This window comes from Pseudomonas sp. S60, from assembly GCF_016647865.1.
Taxonomy (GTDB): domain Bacteria; phylum Pseudomonadota; class Gammaproteobacteria; order Pseudomonadales; family Pseudomonadaceae; genus Aquipseudomonas; species Aquipseudomonas parafulva.
Genome location: NZ_JACVVH010000028.1, coordinates 46,576 through 62,190 on the forward strand (window position 1 = coordinate 46,576; position 15,615 = coordinate 62,190).

The 15,615-nt window shown below is 63.2% G+C and carries 11 protein-coding genes; 6 read left to right on the plus strand and 5 right to left on the minus strand.

Annotated features, from left to right (window positions below; translation table 11 throughout):
• Positions 1-10 precede the first annotated feature (10 nt).
• On the plus strand, positions 11-2,149 hold the full coding sequence (locus IAE33_RS15460) for a TonB-dependent siderophore receptor (RefSeq protein WP_201164151.1): 2,139 nt from the start codon (positions 11-13) through the stop codon (positions 2,147-2,149).
• 48 nt (positions 2,150-2,197) lie between these two features.
• Here the strand turns inward: IAE33_RS15460 and IAE33_RS15465 are convergent, their stop codons facing one another.
• Positions 2,198-2,719, minus strand: a complete 522-nt coding sequence (locus IAE33_RS15465) for an acyloxyacyl hydrolase (protein ID WP_028634057.1) — start codon at positions 2,717-2,719, stop codon at positions 2,198-2,200.
• A 225-nt stretch (positions 2,720-2,944) separates the two neighbouring features.
• Positions 2,945-3,814 (minus strand): putrescine utilization regulator PtrR, encoded by an 870-nt coding sequence (gene ptrR / locus IAE33_RS15470; RefSeq protein ID WP_201164152.1) that lies wholly within the window; start codon positions 3,812-3,814, stop codon positions 2,945-2,947.
• Positions 3,815-3,920: 106 nt separating this feature from the next.
• Here ptrR and IAE33_RS15475 point away from each other — a divergent pair, with 106 nt between their 5' ends.
• Positions 3,921-5,306 (plus strand): aldehyde dehydrogenase family protein, encoded by a 1,386-nt coding sequence (locus IAE33_RS15475; protein WP_201164153.1) that lies wholly within the window; start codon positions 3,921-3,923, stop codon positions 5,304-5,306.
• A gap of 36 nt (positions 5,307-5,342) precedes the next feature.
• Here IAE33_RS15475 and IAE33_RS15480 read toward each other — a convergent pair whose 3' ends face one another.
• Both IAE33_RS15480 and IAE33_RS15485 read right to left on the minus strand, forming a co-directional pair.
• Positions 5,343-7,253: an AAA family ATPase gene (locus IAE33_RS15480; RefSeq protein WP_201164154.1), complete on the minus strand. Its 1,911-nt coding sequence runs from the start codon at positions 7,251-7,253 to the stop codon at positions 5,343-5,345.
• A gap of 62 nt (positions 7,254-7,315) precedes the next feature.
• Positions 7,316-8,224 carry a helix-turn-helix domain-containing protein gene (locus IAE33_RS15485; RefSeq protein WP_201164155.1) on the minus strand — a complete coding sequence of 303 codons (909 nt, stop codon included), beginning with the start codon at positions 8,222-8,224 and terminating at the stop codon, positions 7,316-7,318.
• Positions 8,225-8,376: 152 nt separating this feature from the next.
• Here IAE33_RS15485 and IAE33_RS15490 point away from each other — a divergent pair, with 152 nt between their 5' ends.
• From IAE33_RS15490 to IAE33_RS15505, 4 genes are all read left to right on the plus strand, one after another.
• Complete coding sequence (locus IAE33_RS15490) at positions 8,377-9,735, plus strand: glutamine synthetase family protein (RefSeq protein WP_201164156.1); 1,359 nt, start codon at positions 8,377-8,379, stop codon at positions 9,733-9,735.
• Positions 9,736-9,801: 66 nt separating this feature from the next.
• Positions 9,802-10,890 (plus strand): polyamine ABC transporter substrate-binding protein, encoded by a 1,089-nt coding sequence (locus IAE33_RS15495; protein WP_201164157.1) that lies wholly within the window; start codon positions 9,802-9,804, stop codon positions 10,888-10,890.
• Between the two features lie 13 nt (positions 10,891-10,903).
• On the plus strand, positions 10,904-12,199 hold the full coding sequence (locus IAE33_RS15500) for an NAD(P)/FAD-dependent oxidoreductase (protein ID WP_201164158.1): 1,296 nt from the start codon (positions 10,904-10,906) through the stop codon (positions 12,197-12,199).
• A 118-nt stretch (positions 12,200-12,317) separates the two neighbouring features.
• Positions 12,318-14,213, plus strand: coding sequence for an acyltransferase family protein (locus IAE33_RS15505; RefSeq protein WP_201164159.1), 1,896 nt, complete (start codon positions 12,318-12,320; stop codon positions 14,211-14,213).
• 14 nt (positions 14,214-14,227) lie between these two features.
• On the opposite strand, the gene IAE33_RS15510 is transcribed toward IAE33_RS15505, so the two are convergent.
• Positions 14,228-15,604, minus strand: coding sequence for an L-serine ammonia-lyase (locus IAE33_RS15510; protein WP_201164160.1), 1,377 nt, complete (start codon positions 15,602-15,604; stop codon positions 14,228-14,230).
• Positions 15,605-15,615 lie beyond the last annotated feature (11 nt).

The following is a 15,615-nucleotide window of genomic DNA, read 5'->3' on the forward strand; positions in this document are numbered from 1 at the left end:
CGTACTGTCGATGCGTCGCACGTTCGTTTCGCTTTGTGTTCTTCATGCTATTTCCCCCCTGGCTTTTGCCGCACCGGGTGCCCCGGGTGACGCGGCCCAGGTCGAACTCCAGGCCTTGAGCATCACCGGTAGCGCCGACAGCGAGCGGGCTGATGGCCCGGTGGACGGCTACAAGGCCAGCCGCTCAGCCAGCGCCACCCGCACCGACACCGCCTTGCACGACACGCCCCAGTCGCTAAGCGTGGTGCCCAAGGATGTGCTGCAGGACACCGGTGCCACCCGCCTGCAAGATGGCCTGGACTACGCCGGCGGTGTCGGCCGGGCCAACAATTTTGGTGGCCAGGGCCTTACCACCTTTACCGTTCGCGGCTTTACCACCGGCGAGTTCTATCGCAACGGGTTCCCGATCAACCGCGGCTACCCCAACGCGCCAGACGCCAACACCGTCGAGCGCCTGGAGGTAATCCGCGGCCCGGCAAGCAGCCTGTATGGCCGTGGCGACCCTGGCGGTACCTTCAATGTGGTCAGCAAGCAGCCGCTGGCAGATCCGAAAGTAACCCTGGGCACCCAGGTGGATGACCAGGGCATGCACCGCGCCACGCTGGACGCCACTGGGCCACTGACTCAGGACGGCGCCCTGGCCTACCGCCTGAACGTGCTGGGTGAAGGGGGTGAAAGCTTTCGCGACGATGTGCAGAGCGAGCGCTACGACGTGGCCCCGGTGCTCAGCTGGCAGGTGAACGACAGCACCAAGATCGTCTTCGAAGGCGACTTCATGCGCAACAACCACCCGCTGGACCGTGGCCTCACCCGATACGCCACGCAGACGCGCAGCGCCTCGCGTGACACCTACATCTGGGAAAAAGGCAGCGACAACCTGCTGCACAACGACAACAACATGGCCCAGGTCCGCTTCGAGCACTTGCTCAACGACAACTGGACCCTGGCCGGTGGTTTCCAGTTTCTGGACGGCAGCCTGAAGGGCAACGCGGTAGAGGCCAACAAGGCGCCCGCCGACGGCCATACCCTGCAGCGCAACTTCAACTACCGCAAGCTGGAGTGGACCGACCGCGACTGGCAATTGAACCTGACCGGGCACTTCGACACCGGCACGTTCAGCCACACGCTGCTCACCGGCGTGGAGTACGAAAATTACGACTACAACTCGATCATCCAGCGCTCGTCGGCAAAAGATGGCACCTACCCGATCGATATCTACCACCCCGTGCTGGGCCAGCCACGCCCCGCGCTCACCCGCACCACCACCTGGGACAAGGAAAACCTGCAGACCTGGGCGTTCTTCATCCAGGACCAGGTTGCCCTCACCGACCGCCTGAAGGCCCTGGCCGGCGTACGCTTCGAGCGCTTCGAGCATGACTACGACGACAAGCTGCCGACCAACCGCGATTTCAGCAAGGGCGAAAATGGCGTCACACCCCGTCTGGGCCTGCTCTACGACCTGACTGACACTGTGGCGGTGTATGCCAACACGGCGCGTTCGTTCAAACCCAACACCGGCACCCCTGCCAGTGGCGGCAGTGGCTTCGACCCGGAAAAAGGCAAGTCCTACGAGCTGGGCGTGAAGTGGGAAGCGCTGGATCGGCAGCTCAGCGTCGACGCTGCGATCTACCATATCGTCAAGGAAAATGTGCTGGCCAACGACCCCAACGACCCGACGGGCACCTTCAAGGTAGCGGCCGGTGAGGTCCGCAGCCGTGGCCTGGATATCAACGTGGCCGGCAACCTGACCCCCGAATGGCGGATAATCGGCGGCTATTCCTATGTGGATGCCGAGGTCACCAAGGACACCACCCTGCCCTCGGGCACGCGACTGGCCAACATTCCGCGCAACACCTTCAGCCTGCTGAACACCTACGAATTCCAGGACGGCGTGGCCAAGGGCCTGGGGCTGGGTGTGGGTGTGAAATATGTGGATGACCGCGCCGGGCAGACTGCCGCAACCACGTACACCATGGAGCGCTACAACGTGGTCGACTTGCTGAGCTTCTACAAGGTCAACGAACACGTACGTGTGAACCTGGACTTGAAGAACGTGTTCAACAAAGGCTACGACGAAGGCTCATTCAACAGCTACGTGTACCCGGGTGCACCGCGTACGTTGCAGGCGGGGGTTTCCTACACGTTCTAAGGTGCGCCAGGCCTGTGGGCAGCGAGCCCACCCACAGGCCTGCTGCTATCAGAAGCCCTTGCTGTAAAACAGCGAGTACGACTCGATGCCGTCGTTGGGTTGCTTGATGCCGGCGTTGGAGTAGTGAATGGCACGGATGCCGACCTTCTGCTCCGACGGCAGTTTCAGGCCCAGGCCGATGCGGTCTTCGAAGTTGAACGACGAACCCAGGTGTTGGTCACCCACGTTGGTCTTGGAGAAGGCCGCGATGCCGATGCCCGCCTCGATGTAAGGGGTGTAGGTGAAGCCGCTGAATTCATAGGTGAATACCGGGGCGAACGACAGGGAGTGCGCGCCGCTGGCGTCACCGCCCTCCCAGTAGGTGTAGCCGGCATCCCAGTAGCCGGTCAGGTGGCCGACACTGCTCTCTAGCCACTTCTTGTCCCAGTCGAAGGACAAGCCGATGCGGTAGGTCATGTCGCCTTGGCTGGTCGCGCCTACAGCGCCGGAAATCTGCGCGGCCTGGGCCAGGTTGGCCCCCGCAAACGCAAGCAAAGCGGCGGCGAGCGACGCTGCAATACGGGTTTTCATCGACGACATCTCCTGATGGTGTACACGGCAAACGGGGGCTTTGGCCCCTCGAAATATGGGGTGACCCTTAAGCTTTTTTTGGTCACAACAAGTAATACTTTCCTGATTATTGTCCACTTGTTCAGGAAGAAGAAAGGAAAATGCCATCATTGACGCCAAAAAACTTCCCTGAGGAACGAGTGGCCAAGCCACCATACCTGATGTTTGAAAAATAATTCATTCATATCAGCTGGTTGTACTACTTTCCTCAAGCAATTTCACAAATGCGCTCAGGCTCTGCGACACGGTGCCCCGCCGCCACACCAGCCACGTTTTGAGGTAGCGGAAGTCTTCACACATGGGCCATGCGCTCACGGTGCTGCACCCGGGCATGTTGTCCAGCATGGTGCGCGGCATCATGGCCAACCCTGCGCCTGCACTGACGCACGCCAGCATGCCGTGGTAGGACTCCATCTCGTGGATCTTGCCTGGCACCGCCTGGTCCTGCACAAACCAGTTCTCGAAGTGGTGCCGGTAGGAGCAGTTGGCGCGAAAGGCGTAGATGCTTTCGCCATTCACATCCTGGGCCCGGGTGACCGGTGGGTGGTTGAGTGGCGAGATGATCACCATTTGCTCTTCGAACACCGGCATCCCCTCGAGCGTGGGGTGCAGTATGGGGCCATCGACAAATGCAGCCACCAGCCGCCCCGACAGCACCCCCTCGAGCATGGTGCCCGAGGGCCCGGTGGACAGGTCCAGGTCCACCTTGGGGTAGCGCTGGTTATAAGCGGCCAGCAGCGCTGGGATACGTACCGCTGCAGTGCTTTCCAGCGAACCCAGGGCAAACGTGCCCTGAGGGTCTTCACCCGCTACCGCAGCACGGGCTTCGTGCACTAGGTCGAGAATGCGGCGGGTGTACTCAAGGAAGTTCCAGCCAGCGGGTGACAGCCGCAGGCGGCTTTTTTCCCGAATGAACAAGTCAACGCCCAGGTCTTCTTCCAACTGCTTAATACGTGTGGTGAGGTTGGACGGCACACGGTGAATGTGCTGGGCGGCAGCGCTGATGCTGCCCTGCTCCGCCACAGCCTTGAAAATTTCCAGTTGCACGAGGTCCACTGCATTCTCCAAACGTGAATGTTTCGCTCATTATTATTCAGTTTTCATTAAACCCCTAGCCCGCTAGTCTGGCTCCACTGCCTAATAACAGCGAGAGATCCTTGCCATGAGTGCGATCAGCAGCCAGACCCACGCCATCTCCCTCGACCCGTTCACCGGCGAGCAGATCGGTGCCTACCCGTTCGACAACGACGCCGCACTGGAAGCGGCGCTGCAACGTGCCAAGGTGGGTTATGCGCACTGGCGCCAGGTATCGCTGGCAGAGCGCAGCGAATACCTGTTGGCGCTGGGTGACGCACTGGAACGCCAGGCAGAAACCTTCGCCCAGATGATCAGCCGTGAGATCGGCAAGCCGATCACCCAGGCCCGTGGCGAGGTGGCCAAGTGCGTCGGCCTGTGCCGCTGGTACGCCGAGCACGGCCCGGCCATGTTGGCCCCGGAACCGACCCAAGTTGAGAAGGCCCGTATAGAGTATCGCCCGCTGGGGCCGATCCTGGCTGTGATGCCCTGGAACTTCCCTATCTGGCAGGTGCTGCGCGGCGCCGTGCCAGCCATTCTGGCCGGCAACACCTATGCCCTCAAGCACGCCCCGAACGTGATGGGCAGCGCCTACCTGCTGGGCAAGTTGTTCAAGGATGCTGGCCTGCCCGATGGCGTGTTCGAGGTGCTGAACGTGACCCCGGACGGTGTTACCCGCGCTATCAACGACCCGCGTATCGCCGCGGTCACCCTGACTGGCAGCGTGCGTGCCGGCATGGCCATCGGCGCACAAGCCGGTGCTGCCTTGAAGAAGTGCGTGCTGGAGCTGGGCGGTTCCGACCCGTTCATCGTGCTGGCCGATGCCGACCTGGATGCTGCCGTGCAGGCCGCCGTGATCGGCCGCTACCAGAACACCGGCCAGGTGTGCGCAGCTGCCAAGCGCCTGATCGTGGAACAGGGCATCGCCGATGCCTTCACCCGCAAGTTCGTGGAGGCTACCCGCGCACTCAAGGTCGGTAACCCGCTGCAGGACGACACCTACGTCGGGCCGATGGCCCGCTACGACCTGCGTGATGAGCTGGACGGCCAGGTACAGGCTACCTTGGCGGAGGGCGCCACGCTGTTGCTGGGCGGCAGCAAGGTAGAAGGCGTTGCCAACGTCTATGCGCCCACGGTACTGGGCGACGTCACCCGGGACATGACTGCCTTCAAGCAGGAGCTGTTCGGGCCGGTGGCCGCCATTATCACGGCCCGCGATGCGGAACATGCGGTGGAGCTGGCCAACGACAGCGATTTTGGCCTGGCTTCGACCATCTATACCGCCGACTACGCCTTGGCGGAGCGCATGACCACGGCCCTGGATACCGGCGCAGTGTTCATCAACGGCTACTGCGCGTCCGACCCCCGCGTGGCCTTCGGCGGGGTGAAGAAAAGCGGGTTTGGCCGTGAGCTGTCACACTTCGGCGTGCGTGAGTTCACCAACGCCCAAACCGTTTGGCTAGACCGCAACTGACCCTTCCCTCAGGGGCTGTGGCACAGCCCCTGAGGCTCAATCGCGAACCTGGTCCTTGACCCAGTCCAGCATCCCACCTGGCACGATGAGCTCGTGCCGGGCGCGCGAGCAGGCGGTGTACAACCCCGCCAGCATGCGTGCCCGCTCATGGCGATTACCCGCCACCTGCGGGGGCACCATCAGCTCCGGCGACACCATCACCCGGGCGAACTCCCTGTTTTTCACATCCCGCACCCGGCCCAGGAACAACGTGGGCGCCTTGTCCCAGCGGTAACGGCTTTTGGCCTTGGCGAAATGCGCTGGCGTGTAGCCTTTGCCCAGCATGTTGTGCACCGCGATGAACGCCTTGTCGTCGCCCTTGTCCTGGGCCAGTGCCTGCCAGCTGGCATAGCGGAACAGCATGGGGTGGCGCGGGCGTGTGCCATGGCGGTACAGCTCGATGCAGTCTTCGACGAACAGTTCGAAATCCTTGCGCGCACTTGGCAGCAGCACAAAGGGCACGCCCTGGTGGGTCAGGCGCTGGAACCAGCCGAACAGCCCCCATTCGTCATCGACGATCAAGGCGGTGGGCTGCTCCGGTACCGTCACGGTGTCAAAGAAGCTGACGCGGGTGTAGTGCTCGGCACTGCCGCTGAACGCGGCCTGGATGGACGCCGGGTGCGCCTGTATCAGCGGGTTGAGCACGTTGTCCATGGCGGGGCCCGCACGCAGCGAATGATCGATGTAGCGCTGGCGGATGAAACCGCCATGGTGCGGGCTGAGGCCATTGAGGTTCTGCAACTCGTCGCCCAGCGCGATGACCGACTGCGGAGTGCGGTCGAGCACAGCCAGCATGGGCGCGGACAGCTCGTGGGCCTCATCGACGATAACGTGGGTGTAGCGTGAATCAATCATGTAGCCAGTGAGCGACAACAACTTGATCCGGTGGTAGTCGCGTAGGGGCAGCTGGATGTCCCGCGCCGATGGGCGAATCAGCTCTTGCCAGTACAGGCGGGCCTTTTCCAGCAGCACTTCCTGGTCCAGAGGCGTGGTGCCCGCCCCGGCCCAGGGCAGGTGCTGCAGTTGCAGCTGGCTGTCGGCGCTGTAACAGAAGGAGCGTACCGCCCGTATGCACAGCGCAACCACGTCGCGGGCTGCCAGCGGGCCGATGTCGGGAATCCCCAACCAACGCACCACCTGAGCCTCCTGGGGGCGCCAGGACCGTTTGGTGCGGTAGGCGTCACGCAGGCGGAAGCCATTGCTGGTGAGGTCGCGGTTGAGTAGCTCGTCGGCCAGTTGCCCGAAGGTGAGCGCGGTGTACGCGGCGGCATCCTTCACCCGTGCCTGCAATGCGCGCAACTGGCCTTCGGTCAAGGCCAGCAGCAGGGTGCGCTTGGGGTCGAGCAGGCGGGCGAACTGATGGATCAGGAAGGTCTTGCCGGTACCGGCGAAGCCCTGCACGGCGACCGATTCGTCGACGCCACTGAGGAACTCGCGCAACAGCCGGTTTTGTTGGTCACTGAGCATCAGGTCGCTGGCCAGGGCTGGCAGGTACACGGGGTGCAGCGGTGTCACACGCTGGCGATACAGGTCGGCGAACTGGAACCGCCACTCACCCTGCTCATCGAGCAGTTCATCGGCGTTGCAGGGCACATCGTCCGCCAGCAGGGCGATGCCGTTCTCGCCCAGCATGCCCAGGCCCATGGCAAACGCCTCGCGGTCGAACTGCTGCTGCACCTGGCCTTGAAAACGCCCAGGTGCGGCGGCCTCGACCTGGCTGGCGATACGCACCACCTCGGCAAACCTGCGCTCTTGTGCGTCTGCTGTGGCAGTAGCCGGCTGGCGCGGCAGGTTCTGCACGAACACGGCAGCCGCAGCCTGAAGCAGCGAGGCCGTGGCCAGGAAGTGGGCAGGGGTGTCGTTGGCGAGGCGGTCAGCCTGTTCGCCGGACAAAGGCAGATAGAACATCGGCACCTCGGGTTGATCAGGGCGGCACCATAGCAATTTTCAGGGGGGAATGCAGGCCAATGTCAGGCCATCCCCACCCTCACCCGCTTCAACGTTTCGCTTGGAAACTCCTTGAACAACTGCCTGTAACTCTCTGAAAATCTTCCTAAATGCCAAAACGACCAGCGCATGGCGACCTCTGCCACCGTGACGCCACTGTCACGCAGCAGGTCGCGCCTGGCGCCATTGAGCCGGCGCAAGCGCAACCATTGTGCAGGTGGCATACCGGTAAATGCGCGGAACGCCTGTTGCAACTGACGCAGCGACACCCCGGCCACGTCTGCCAGCTCCACCAGGTTGAGCGTTTCTTCAGGGCAATCGGCTGCCCATTCACTGACCGAACGCATGATCGCCCGCGCCTCGTCACGCCGGCCCAGGGCCGCGCCCTGCAGGCGCTGGCAGGCGTTGTCCAGAATGAACAGGCAGTCCTCCAGCAATTGCGGCGCCAGGGCCTGGCCCTGGTGCGGGCAGCCCGCTTCGGCCAGTTGCCGCAATGTGGCACTGAGCCAACTGCCGAACAACGCGTTCTGCCTGCTGCCCAGTGGCATCATGTACAGGCCGTCCAGCCGCGATGGGTGCAGCCCCTGCTGCGCCAGGAAGGCCTGGTCGAACACCACTGCCACCTCCTGGTAGTTCTCTGGCGTGATCCAGATGTTGCGGCTGTGCTCGTTCAGCAGGTACAGGCTGTCATCGCTGCGGTCGAAACAGAACGTGAGGGAACCCGGCGGCGCACGGAAAAACTGCTCCACCCGGGTATTGAGGCGCTCCTCGTACACCTGCACGCCATCGAGGCCCAGGCTGCGCAGCTCACCATTGAAAAGCCCCGGGGACATCTGCCGGTATTGCTGCTGCCAGCCAGGGGTGGCACGCACTTGCTCAGTGACGTCGGTGGTGTGAAACGCCTGAACCTGCATCGCATTGGCGGTTGTCACGCAATATCCTGACTGCACTCTTTTGGTGCATTGGTAAGTGGTAAAAGTGGATAGATCACCCAGTCATCAGTCGCCAAGATAGCCCTCAGCGCGTCACCTGGGAAGCACCTGCCTGCGTTGCTACCCGCCTGAAACCCAACCAAGAGGTCTGTATGAACGCCCCTTTCGATCAGCTGTCCGCCTGGCTGAAAGAACACCGCATCACCGAAGTCGAATGCGTGATCAGCGACCTGACCGGCATCGCCCGCGGCAAGATCGCCCCGACCGCCAAGTTTCTGCATGAACGTGGCATGCGCCTGCCGGAGAGCGTGCTGCTGCAGACCGTGACCGGCGACTACGTGGATGACGACATCTACTACAGCCTGCTGGACGCGGCCGACATCGACATGGTGTGCCGCCCCGACCCCACCGCGGTCTACCAGATACCCTGGGCCATCGAACCCACCGCGATCGTGATTCACGATACCTTCGACAAACAGGGCAACCCCATTGCGCTGTCGCCGCGCAACGTGCTCAAGAAAGTACTCAAGCTCTACGCCGACAAAGGCTGGCAGCCGATCGTCGCTCCGGAGATGGAGTTCTACCTGACCAAGCGCTGCGAAGACCCAGACTTGCCGTTGCAGGTACCGCTGGGCCGTTCTGGTCGCGCCGAAAGTGGCCGCCAGTCGTTTTCCATCGACGCCGCCAACGAATTCGACCCCCTGTTCGAAGATGTCTACGACTGGTGCGAGCTGCAAGGCCTGGACCTGGACACCTTGATCCATGAAGACGGCCCGGCGCAGATGGAGATCAACTTCCGCCACGGCGACGCCTTGGACCTGGCTGACCAGATCACGGTGTTCAAGCGCACCATGCGCGAAGCTGCGCTCAAGCACAACGTGGCCGCCACCTTCATGGCCAAGCCGATCACCGACGAGCCCGGCAGCGCCATGCACCTGCACCAGAGCGTGGTGGACATCGCCACGGGCAAGCCGATTTTCGCCAACGAAGACGGCAGCATGAGCACGTTGTTCCTGCACCATATTGGCGGTTTGCAGAAGTACATCCCCAAACTGCTGCCGATGTTCGCACCCAACGTCAACTCGTTCCGCCGCTTCCTGCCAGACACCTCGGCACCGGTGAACGTGGAGTGGGGTGAAGAAAACCGCACCGCAGGCCTGCGGGTGCCCACCTCCAGCCCCGAGTCGATGCGCGTGGAAAACCGCCTGCCCGGCGCCGACGCCAACCCCTACCTGGCCATCGCGGCCAGCCTGCTGTGCGGCTACCTGGGCATGGTCGAACAGATCGACCCCAGCGCACCGGTGCAGGGCCGTGCCTACGAGCGGCGCAACCTGCGCCTGCCGATCACCATCGAAGACGCCCTGCAGCACATGGAGGACTGCGAAACCGTGCAACAGTACCTGGGCAAGCAGTTCGTCCAGGGGTATGTGGCGGTCAAGCGTGCCGAGCATGAAAACTACAAGCGCGTCATCAGCTCATGGGAGCGCGAGTTCCTGATGCTGAGCGTCTGAGCCAACGGGGCTGCGCCGCAGCCCCGCCACACCGACTTCGAACAACAAGACCAACGAGGTGTTCCCATGCGTCATCTGCACAGCCTGACGGCGGCTGCACTCACCCTGCTGTTCGCCACCACCAGCCACGCCGAATCCAGCGTCAGCGTGTACAACTGGACCGACTACATTGGTGACACCACCCTGGCCGACTTCCAGGCCAGCAGCGGCATCAAGGTGGTGTATGACGTATTCGACTCCAACGAAACCCTGGAGGGCAAGCTGCTGGCCGGGCGCACCGGCTATGACGTGGTGGTGCCCTCGAACCACTTCCTCGCCCGCCAGGCCCAGGCCGGCGCGTTCATGCCGCTGGACCGCAGCAAGCTGCCTAACTGGCAGCACCTAGACCCCAAGTTACTGAAGCTGCTGGAACAGAACGACCCCGGCAACCGCTATGCCGTGCCCTACCTGTGGGGCACCAACGGCATCGGCTACAACGTCGACAAGGTCAAGGCCGCCCTGGGCATCGACCGTATCGATTCGTGGGCGGTACTGTTCGAGCCCGAGAACCTGAAAAAGCTCAAGCAGTGCGGTGTGGCGTTCATGGACTCCCCGGATGAACTGTTCCCGGCCATGCTCAACTACCTGGGCATGAACCCGCGCAGCGAAAACGCGGCCGACTACCCCAAGGCTGAAGCACGCCTGCTGGCGCTGCGCCCGTACATTACCTACTTCCACTCCTCCAAATACGTGTCAGACCTCGCCAACGGCAACATCTGCATCGCCTTCGGCTACTCCGGCGATGTGTTCCAGGCCGCTCACCGCGCCGCCGAGGCCAAGAACGGTGTGAAAATCGCCTACAGCATCCCCAAGGAAGGCAGCAACCTCTGGTTCGACCTGCTGGCCATCCCCAAGGATGCCAACAACCCGGAACAGGCGCTCGCCTTCATCAACTACCTGATGGACCCCAAGGTGATCGCCAAGGTCAGCGACACGATCGGGTACGCCAACGGCAACCCGGATGCCAAGGCCTTCATGGATGCAGCCTTGGTAAACAACCCCGAGATCTATCCGCCGCAGGAGGTGCTCGACAAGCTGTACATCTCCACCACCCAGAGCCCGAAGATCATGCGCCTGATGACCCGGTCCTGGACCAAGATCAAGTCCAACCGCTGAGCCGAGAATACCCATGTCTGCACAGAGCCAACACACTGCCTCGTACTATGCCGCCAGCGCCCGGCAACCGGCGCCCTACCCCAGCCTTGCGGGTGACCTGAGCGCCGATGTGTGCGTGGTCGGCGGCGGCCTCACCGGGGTGAACACTGCCCTGGAGCTGGCTGAGCGCGGGCTGTCGGTGGTGCTGCTGGAAGGCCGGCGCATCGGCTGGGGGGCCAGTGGGCGCAACGGCGGCCAGCTGATCCGTGGCATCGGCCATGACGTCACGGGCTTTGCTCGGCATGTGGGCCAGGAGGGCGTGCGTTACCTGAAGCAGGCCGGCATCGATTCGGTCACCCTGGTGGCCGAGCGCATCGCCCGTTATGGCATCGCGTGCGACTTGCGCTGGGGCTTTTGCGAATTGGCCAACACCCCCGCCCAGTTCGAAGCGTTCGTCGCCGAGCAGGATGACCTGGCCAGCCTGGGGTATCGCCCCGAAACCCGCCTGGTCAGCGCCGAGCGCCTGCATGAGGTGGTGGCGAGCGATCGCTATGCCGGGGGCATGGTCGACATGGGCTCCGGCCACCTGCACCCGCTGGACCTGGTGCAGGGCGAGGCCCGTGCGGCGGCAGGCCTTGGCGTGCAGATCTTCGAGCAAACCCCGGTACTGCGCATCGAACACGGCCCACGGGTAACCGTGCACACCGCCCACGGCCGCGTGCAGGCGGAGCACCTGGTACTGGGTTGCAATGCCCACCTGGAGGGCCTGGAGCCAACGCTCAGCGGCAAGGTGTTGCCAGCCGGCAGCTATGTGGTGGCCACCGAGCCGCTGCCCGAGGCGCTGGCAACCAGCCTGATCCCGCAGAACATGGCCCTGTGCGACCAGAAAGTGGGCCTGGACTACTATCGCCTCACGGCGGACCGCAGGCTGCTGTTCGGGGGCGCTTGCCACTACTCCGGGCGCGACCCTCGGGACATCGGCGCCTACATGCGGCCCAAGGTGCTCAACGTGTTCCCGCAGCTGGCCAACGTACGCATCGATTACCAGTGGGGCGGCATGATCGGCATCACGGCCAACCGGTTCCCGCAGGTGGGGCGGCTGCGCCAGCACCCCAACGTCTACTACGCCCAAGGCTATTCGGGCCATGGGCTGAACGTGACCCACTGGACCGCCAAGCTGTTGGCCGAGGGTATAGCCGTGGGCCACAGCCAGGGCCTGGACATGTTCAGCGCCGTCCCCCACCTCACCTTCCCCGGCGGCAAGGCCCTGCGCTCGCCGCTGTTGGCCATGGGCATGCTCTGGTACCGCCTGCGCGAAGCGCTCGGTTAACGCCCTGCGCAGCAGGCCCTGTGCTAACCTGCCCCGCTAAAAAAGCGCCCCGCTACCCCAGCGGGCGTTCAAAGGGAAGCGGGCAGTGCTGCCCCGGTTAGTTCAGGATTCCTCACCCATGCAGTTCCACAAGAACATCAACGCCTTGCGGGCGTTGGCTGTGATCTCCGTCGTGCTCTACCACTTCAAGACCGCAGGCCTGAGCGCCGGCTTCATTGGTGTGGATGTGTTCTTCGTGATCTCGGGTTATCTCATGACCCGGATCATCGCCACCGGCCTGCAAGCCGGGCAGTTCTCGCTCATCGCCTTCTATGCCGCCAGGGCGCGCCGGATCATTCCCGCGCTTGCCGCGCTGTGCGTGGTACTGGCCGTGTTCGGTTACTTCTTCCTGCCCACGGACGACTACCGGGAGTTGTTGCGCACCACCAAGGAAAGCCTGCTGTTCACGTCCAACCACTACTTTGCCAAGGACGGCAGCTACTTCGACGCCCCACTGCAGGAAAACTGGCTGCTGCACACCTGGTCGCTGTCGGTGGAGTGGCAGTTCTACCTGCTGTACCCGCTGATACTCATGGCCCTGTTCAGGCTGGGCAATCTTCGTAAGGTGAAGCTGATGGTGGCGGCCCTGGGAGCCTGTTCCCTTGCGGCGTCCATGGCCTGCAGCGCCAGCCACCCTGTAGGTTCGTTCTTCCTGTTGCCTACCCGGGCGTGGGAAATGATTGCCGGCGGGCTGGTGTACCTGTACCCGCTGAAGCTTTCGGGGCGGGCGGTGGCCGCCTCTGAAACCGTAGGGCTGGCACTGATTGGCGCTGCCCTGGTGCTGCTGCCACACGACGCTGCCTGGCCTGGTTACCTGGCCCTGGTGCCCGTTGCCGGTGCCATGCTGGTGATCCAGGCCAACTCAAACAGCGCGTTCGCACGCAACCGGTTGCTGCAGTTTCTGGGTAAGTGCTCGTATTCAATCTACCTGTGGCATTGGCCGCTGGTGGTGTTTCTGTATACCTGCGGGCTGCTGGAAAACACGCTGGCGACCACGGTCGCTATGTTCTTGTCGGTGGGCCTGGGTGCGCTCTCCTACTATGGCGTCGAGGCCAGAACACGCAAAGTGGCACGGCCAGCCATGGGCCTTGCCCGCTACGTTGGCATGGGCCTGGTGGTGGTTGCCGCTGCCGGCGCGCTGGGTTCTGCGGTCAAGCACAACCCTCAGGTGCGCTGGGTTAAGCAAGACGGAAAACCGGAATACGAAAGCAAGCTGTATACCCAGCAGTGCACACCGAACGCATTCGGCGCTTCGCAATGCCAGTTGGGCTCTGGCGAAATCACAGCCATTCTGCTGGGGGACAGCCACGCCCAATCAACTGCGGCGGCCTTGATGCTGGAAACCGATCAGGCGGCGCTTGGCTGGGCCCGCGCGGGCTGCCCTACCCTGATCGAGTTCCAGATGAACAACAAGGAGGTCGAGCGCAACTGCAAGGCGTTCAATGCCGAGAAGTTCGCGATACTGCAAACAGAGCATCAGGGGGTGCCGCTGTTCCTGTTCAGCCGCGCGGCGCTGTACACCGACCCGCGTCGCCACAGCGGTTACAGCCTGTACTTCGAAGGGGTACAGGGCCAAGGCAGCCGTGCGTTCGAGCAGCGGTTCATCCAGGCTTACACCGACACGGTCTGCATGCTGGCAAGCCACCGGCCCGTTTACATCGTCAAGCCCATCCCGGAAATGCCGTTCAGTGTTTACAAGGGGTTGAGCCTGCAGGCGCGGGTATTGGGCATCAAGGCTGATATCTCAACCCCACTGGCGGATTACCTGGCCCGCAACCGCCTGGCGCTGTCAGCCATGGACACGGCGGCGGCCACGTGCAACGCCAAGGTCATCGACCCGGTGCCGTACTTGTGCCCTGATGGGAAATGCATGGGGTCCAAGGGTGGGGTGCCGCTGTATTTTGACGACAACCACTTGATCGATGCCGGCAACGAGCAATTGCGCGGGTTGTTCAAAGGCACGCTGGCGCGCTAAGCGCCATAGGGGCATCAGCACTCCACAAAGGCGACGGCCAGGCCCCCTCGGGACGTTTCCTTGTAATTGGCGTGCATGTCTGCCCCGGTGTCGCGCATGGTGCGAATCACCCGGTCCAGCGAGATGAAATGCTCACCGTCGCCGCGCAAGGCCATCTGCACGGCGTTGATCGCCTTCACCGCAGCAATGGCGTTACGCTCGATGCAGGGCACTTGCACCAGGCCGCCCACCGGGTCGCACGTCAGGCCCAGGTTATGCTCCAGGGCAATTTCCGCCGCGTTTTCCAGCTGCGGCGGCGTTGCCCCCAGCACCTGCGCCAGGCCGGCGGCAGCCATCGAACAGGCTGAACCCACCTCGCCCTGGCAACCCACTTCCGCACCGGAAATAGAGGCGTTCTTCTTGCACAGGATGCCCACCGCTGCCGCGGCCAGCAGGAAGTCCACCACATCGGCATCAGAGGACGTGGGGTTGAACTTCATATAGTAGTGCAGCACGGCGGGGATGATACCCGCAGCACCGTTGGTGGGCGCCGTGACCATGCGCCCGCCGGCTGCGTTTTCTTCGTTGACCGCCAGGGCGAACAGGTTGACCCACTCCATGGCGCTGAGGGTAGAGCCGATCACGTTGGGCTTGCCCAGTTCCTGAAGGCTGCGGTGCAACTTTGCCGCACGGCGCTTCACATGCAGCCCGCCCGGCAGGATGCCTTCGTTGCGCAAGCCGTTGTTCACGCACTCACGCATGGCCGCCCAGATCCGCAGCAGGCCTTCGCGCACGTCTGCCTCAGGCCGCCAGGCACGTTCGTTGGCCATCATCAGCTGGGCCACGCTCAGGCCGTGAAGCTTGCACAGGCTCAGCAACTGCTCGGCGCTGTCGAATTCGTATGGCAGGGCCACCGCCTGGCTATCGCCAGCCGGCTGGTCGATTTCTGCCTGCTCGACGATGAAGCCGCCGCCGACCGAGTAATAGGTCTGGCTGAGCAGGCTGGCGCCGCTGTCGAAGGCTTCGAGGCGCATGGCATTGGGGTGGTACGGCAGGTCTTCGTCCAGCAGCAGCATGTCTTGCGCATAGTCGAAGGTCAGCGGCTGGCTGCCATCGAGCATCAGGCAACGCTCCTGCAACACCTGGCCGATGCGCGAGTCGATGGTGGCCGGGTCGATGCGATCAGGCCATTGGCCCATCAAACCCAGCAGGCATGCCCGATCAGTGGCATGCCCTACCCCGGTTGCCGACAGCGAACCGTACAGACGCACTTCGACACGCTGGGCGCGGGCCAGCAGGCCCTGCTCGCGCAACGCCTGGGCGAAGGTTGCCGCGGCGCGCATCGGGCCCACCGTGTGTGAGCTGGAGGGGCCTATGCCGATTTTGAAGAGGTCGAAAACACTGATAGCCATGCTAAAACCTG

Bases quoted from the DNA above. Each gene is read 5' to 3' on its own strand.
- IAE33_RS15460 (WP_201164151.1), top strand. From the start codon at position 11: ATGCGTCGCACGTTCGTTTCGCTTTGTGTTCTTCATGCTATTTCCCCC.
- IAE33_RS15465 (WP_028634057.1), bottom strand. From the start codon at position 2,719: ATGAAAACCCGTATTGCAGCGTCGCTCGCCGCCGCTTTGCTTGCGTTT.
- IAE33_RS15475 (WP_201164153.1), top strand. From the start codon at position 3,921: ATGAGTGCGATCAGCAGCCAGACCCACGCCATCTCCCTCGACCCGTTC.
- IAE33_RS15480 (WP_201164154.1), bottom strand. From the start codon at position 7,253: ATGTTCTATCTGCCTTTGTCCGGCGAACAGGCTGACCGCCTCGCCAAC.
- IAE33_RS15490 (WP_201164156.1), top strand. From the start codon at position 8,377: ATGAACGCCCCTTTCGATCAGCTGTCCGCCTGGCTGAAAGAACACCGC.
- IAE33_RS15495 (WP_201164157.1), top strand. From the start codon at position 9,802: ATGCGTCATCTGCACAGCCTGACGGCGGCTGCACTCACCCTGCTGTTC.
- IAE33_RS15500 (WP_201164158.1), top strand. From the start codon at position 10,904: ATGTCTGCACAGAGCCAACACACTGCCTCGTACTATGCCGCCAGCGCC.
- IAE33_RS15505 (WP_201164159.1), top strand. From the start codon at position 12,318: ATGCAGTTCCACAAGAACATCAACGCCTTGCGGGCGTTGGCTGTGATC.
- IAE33_RS15510 (WP_201164160.1), bottom strand. From the start codon at position 15,604: ATGGCTATCAGTGTTTTCGACCTCTTCAAAATCGGCATAGGCCCCTCC.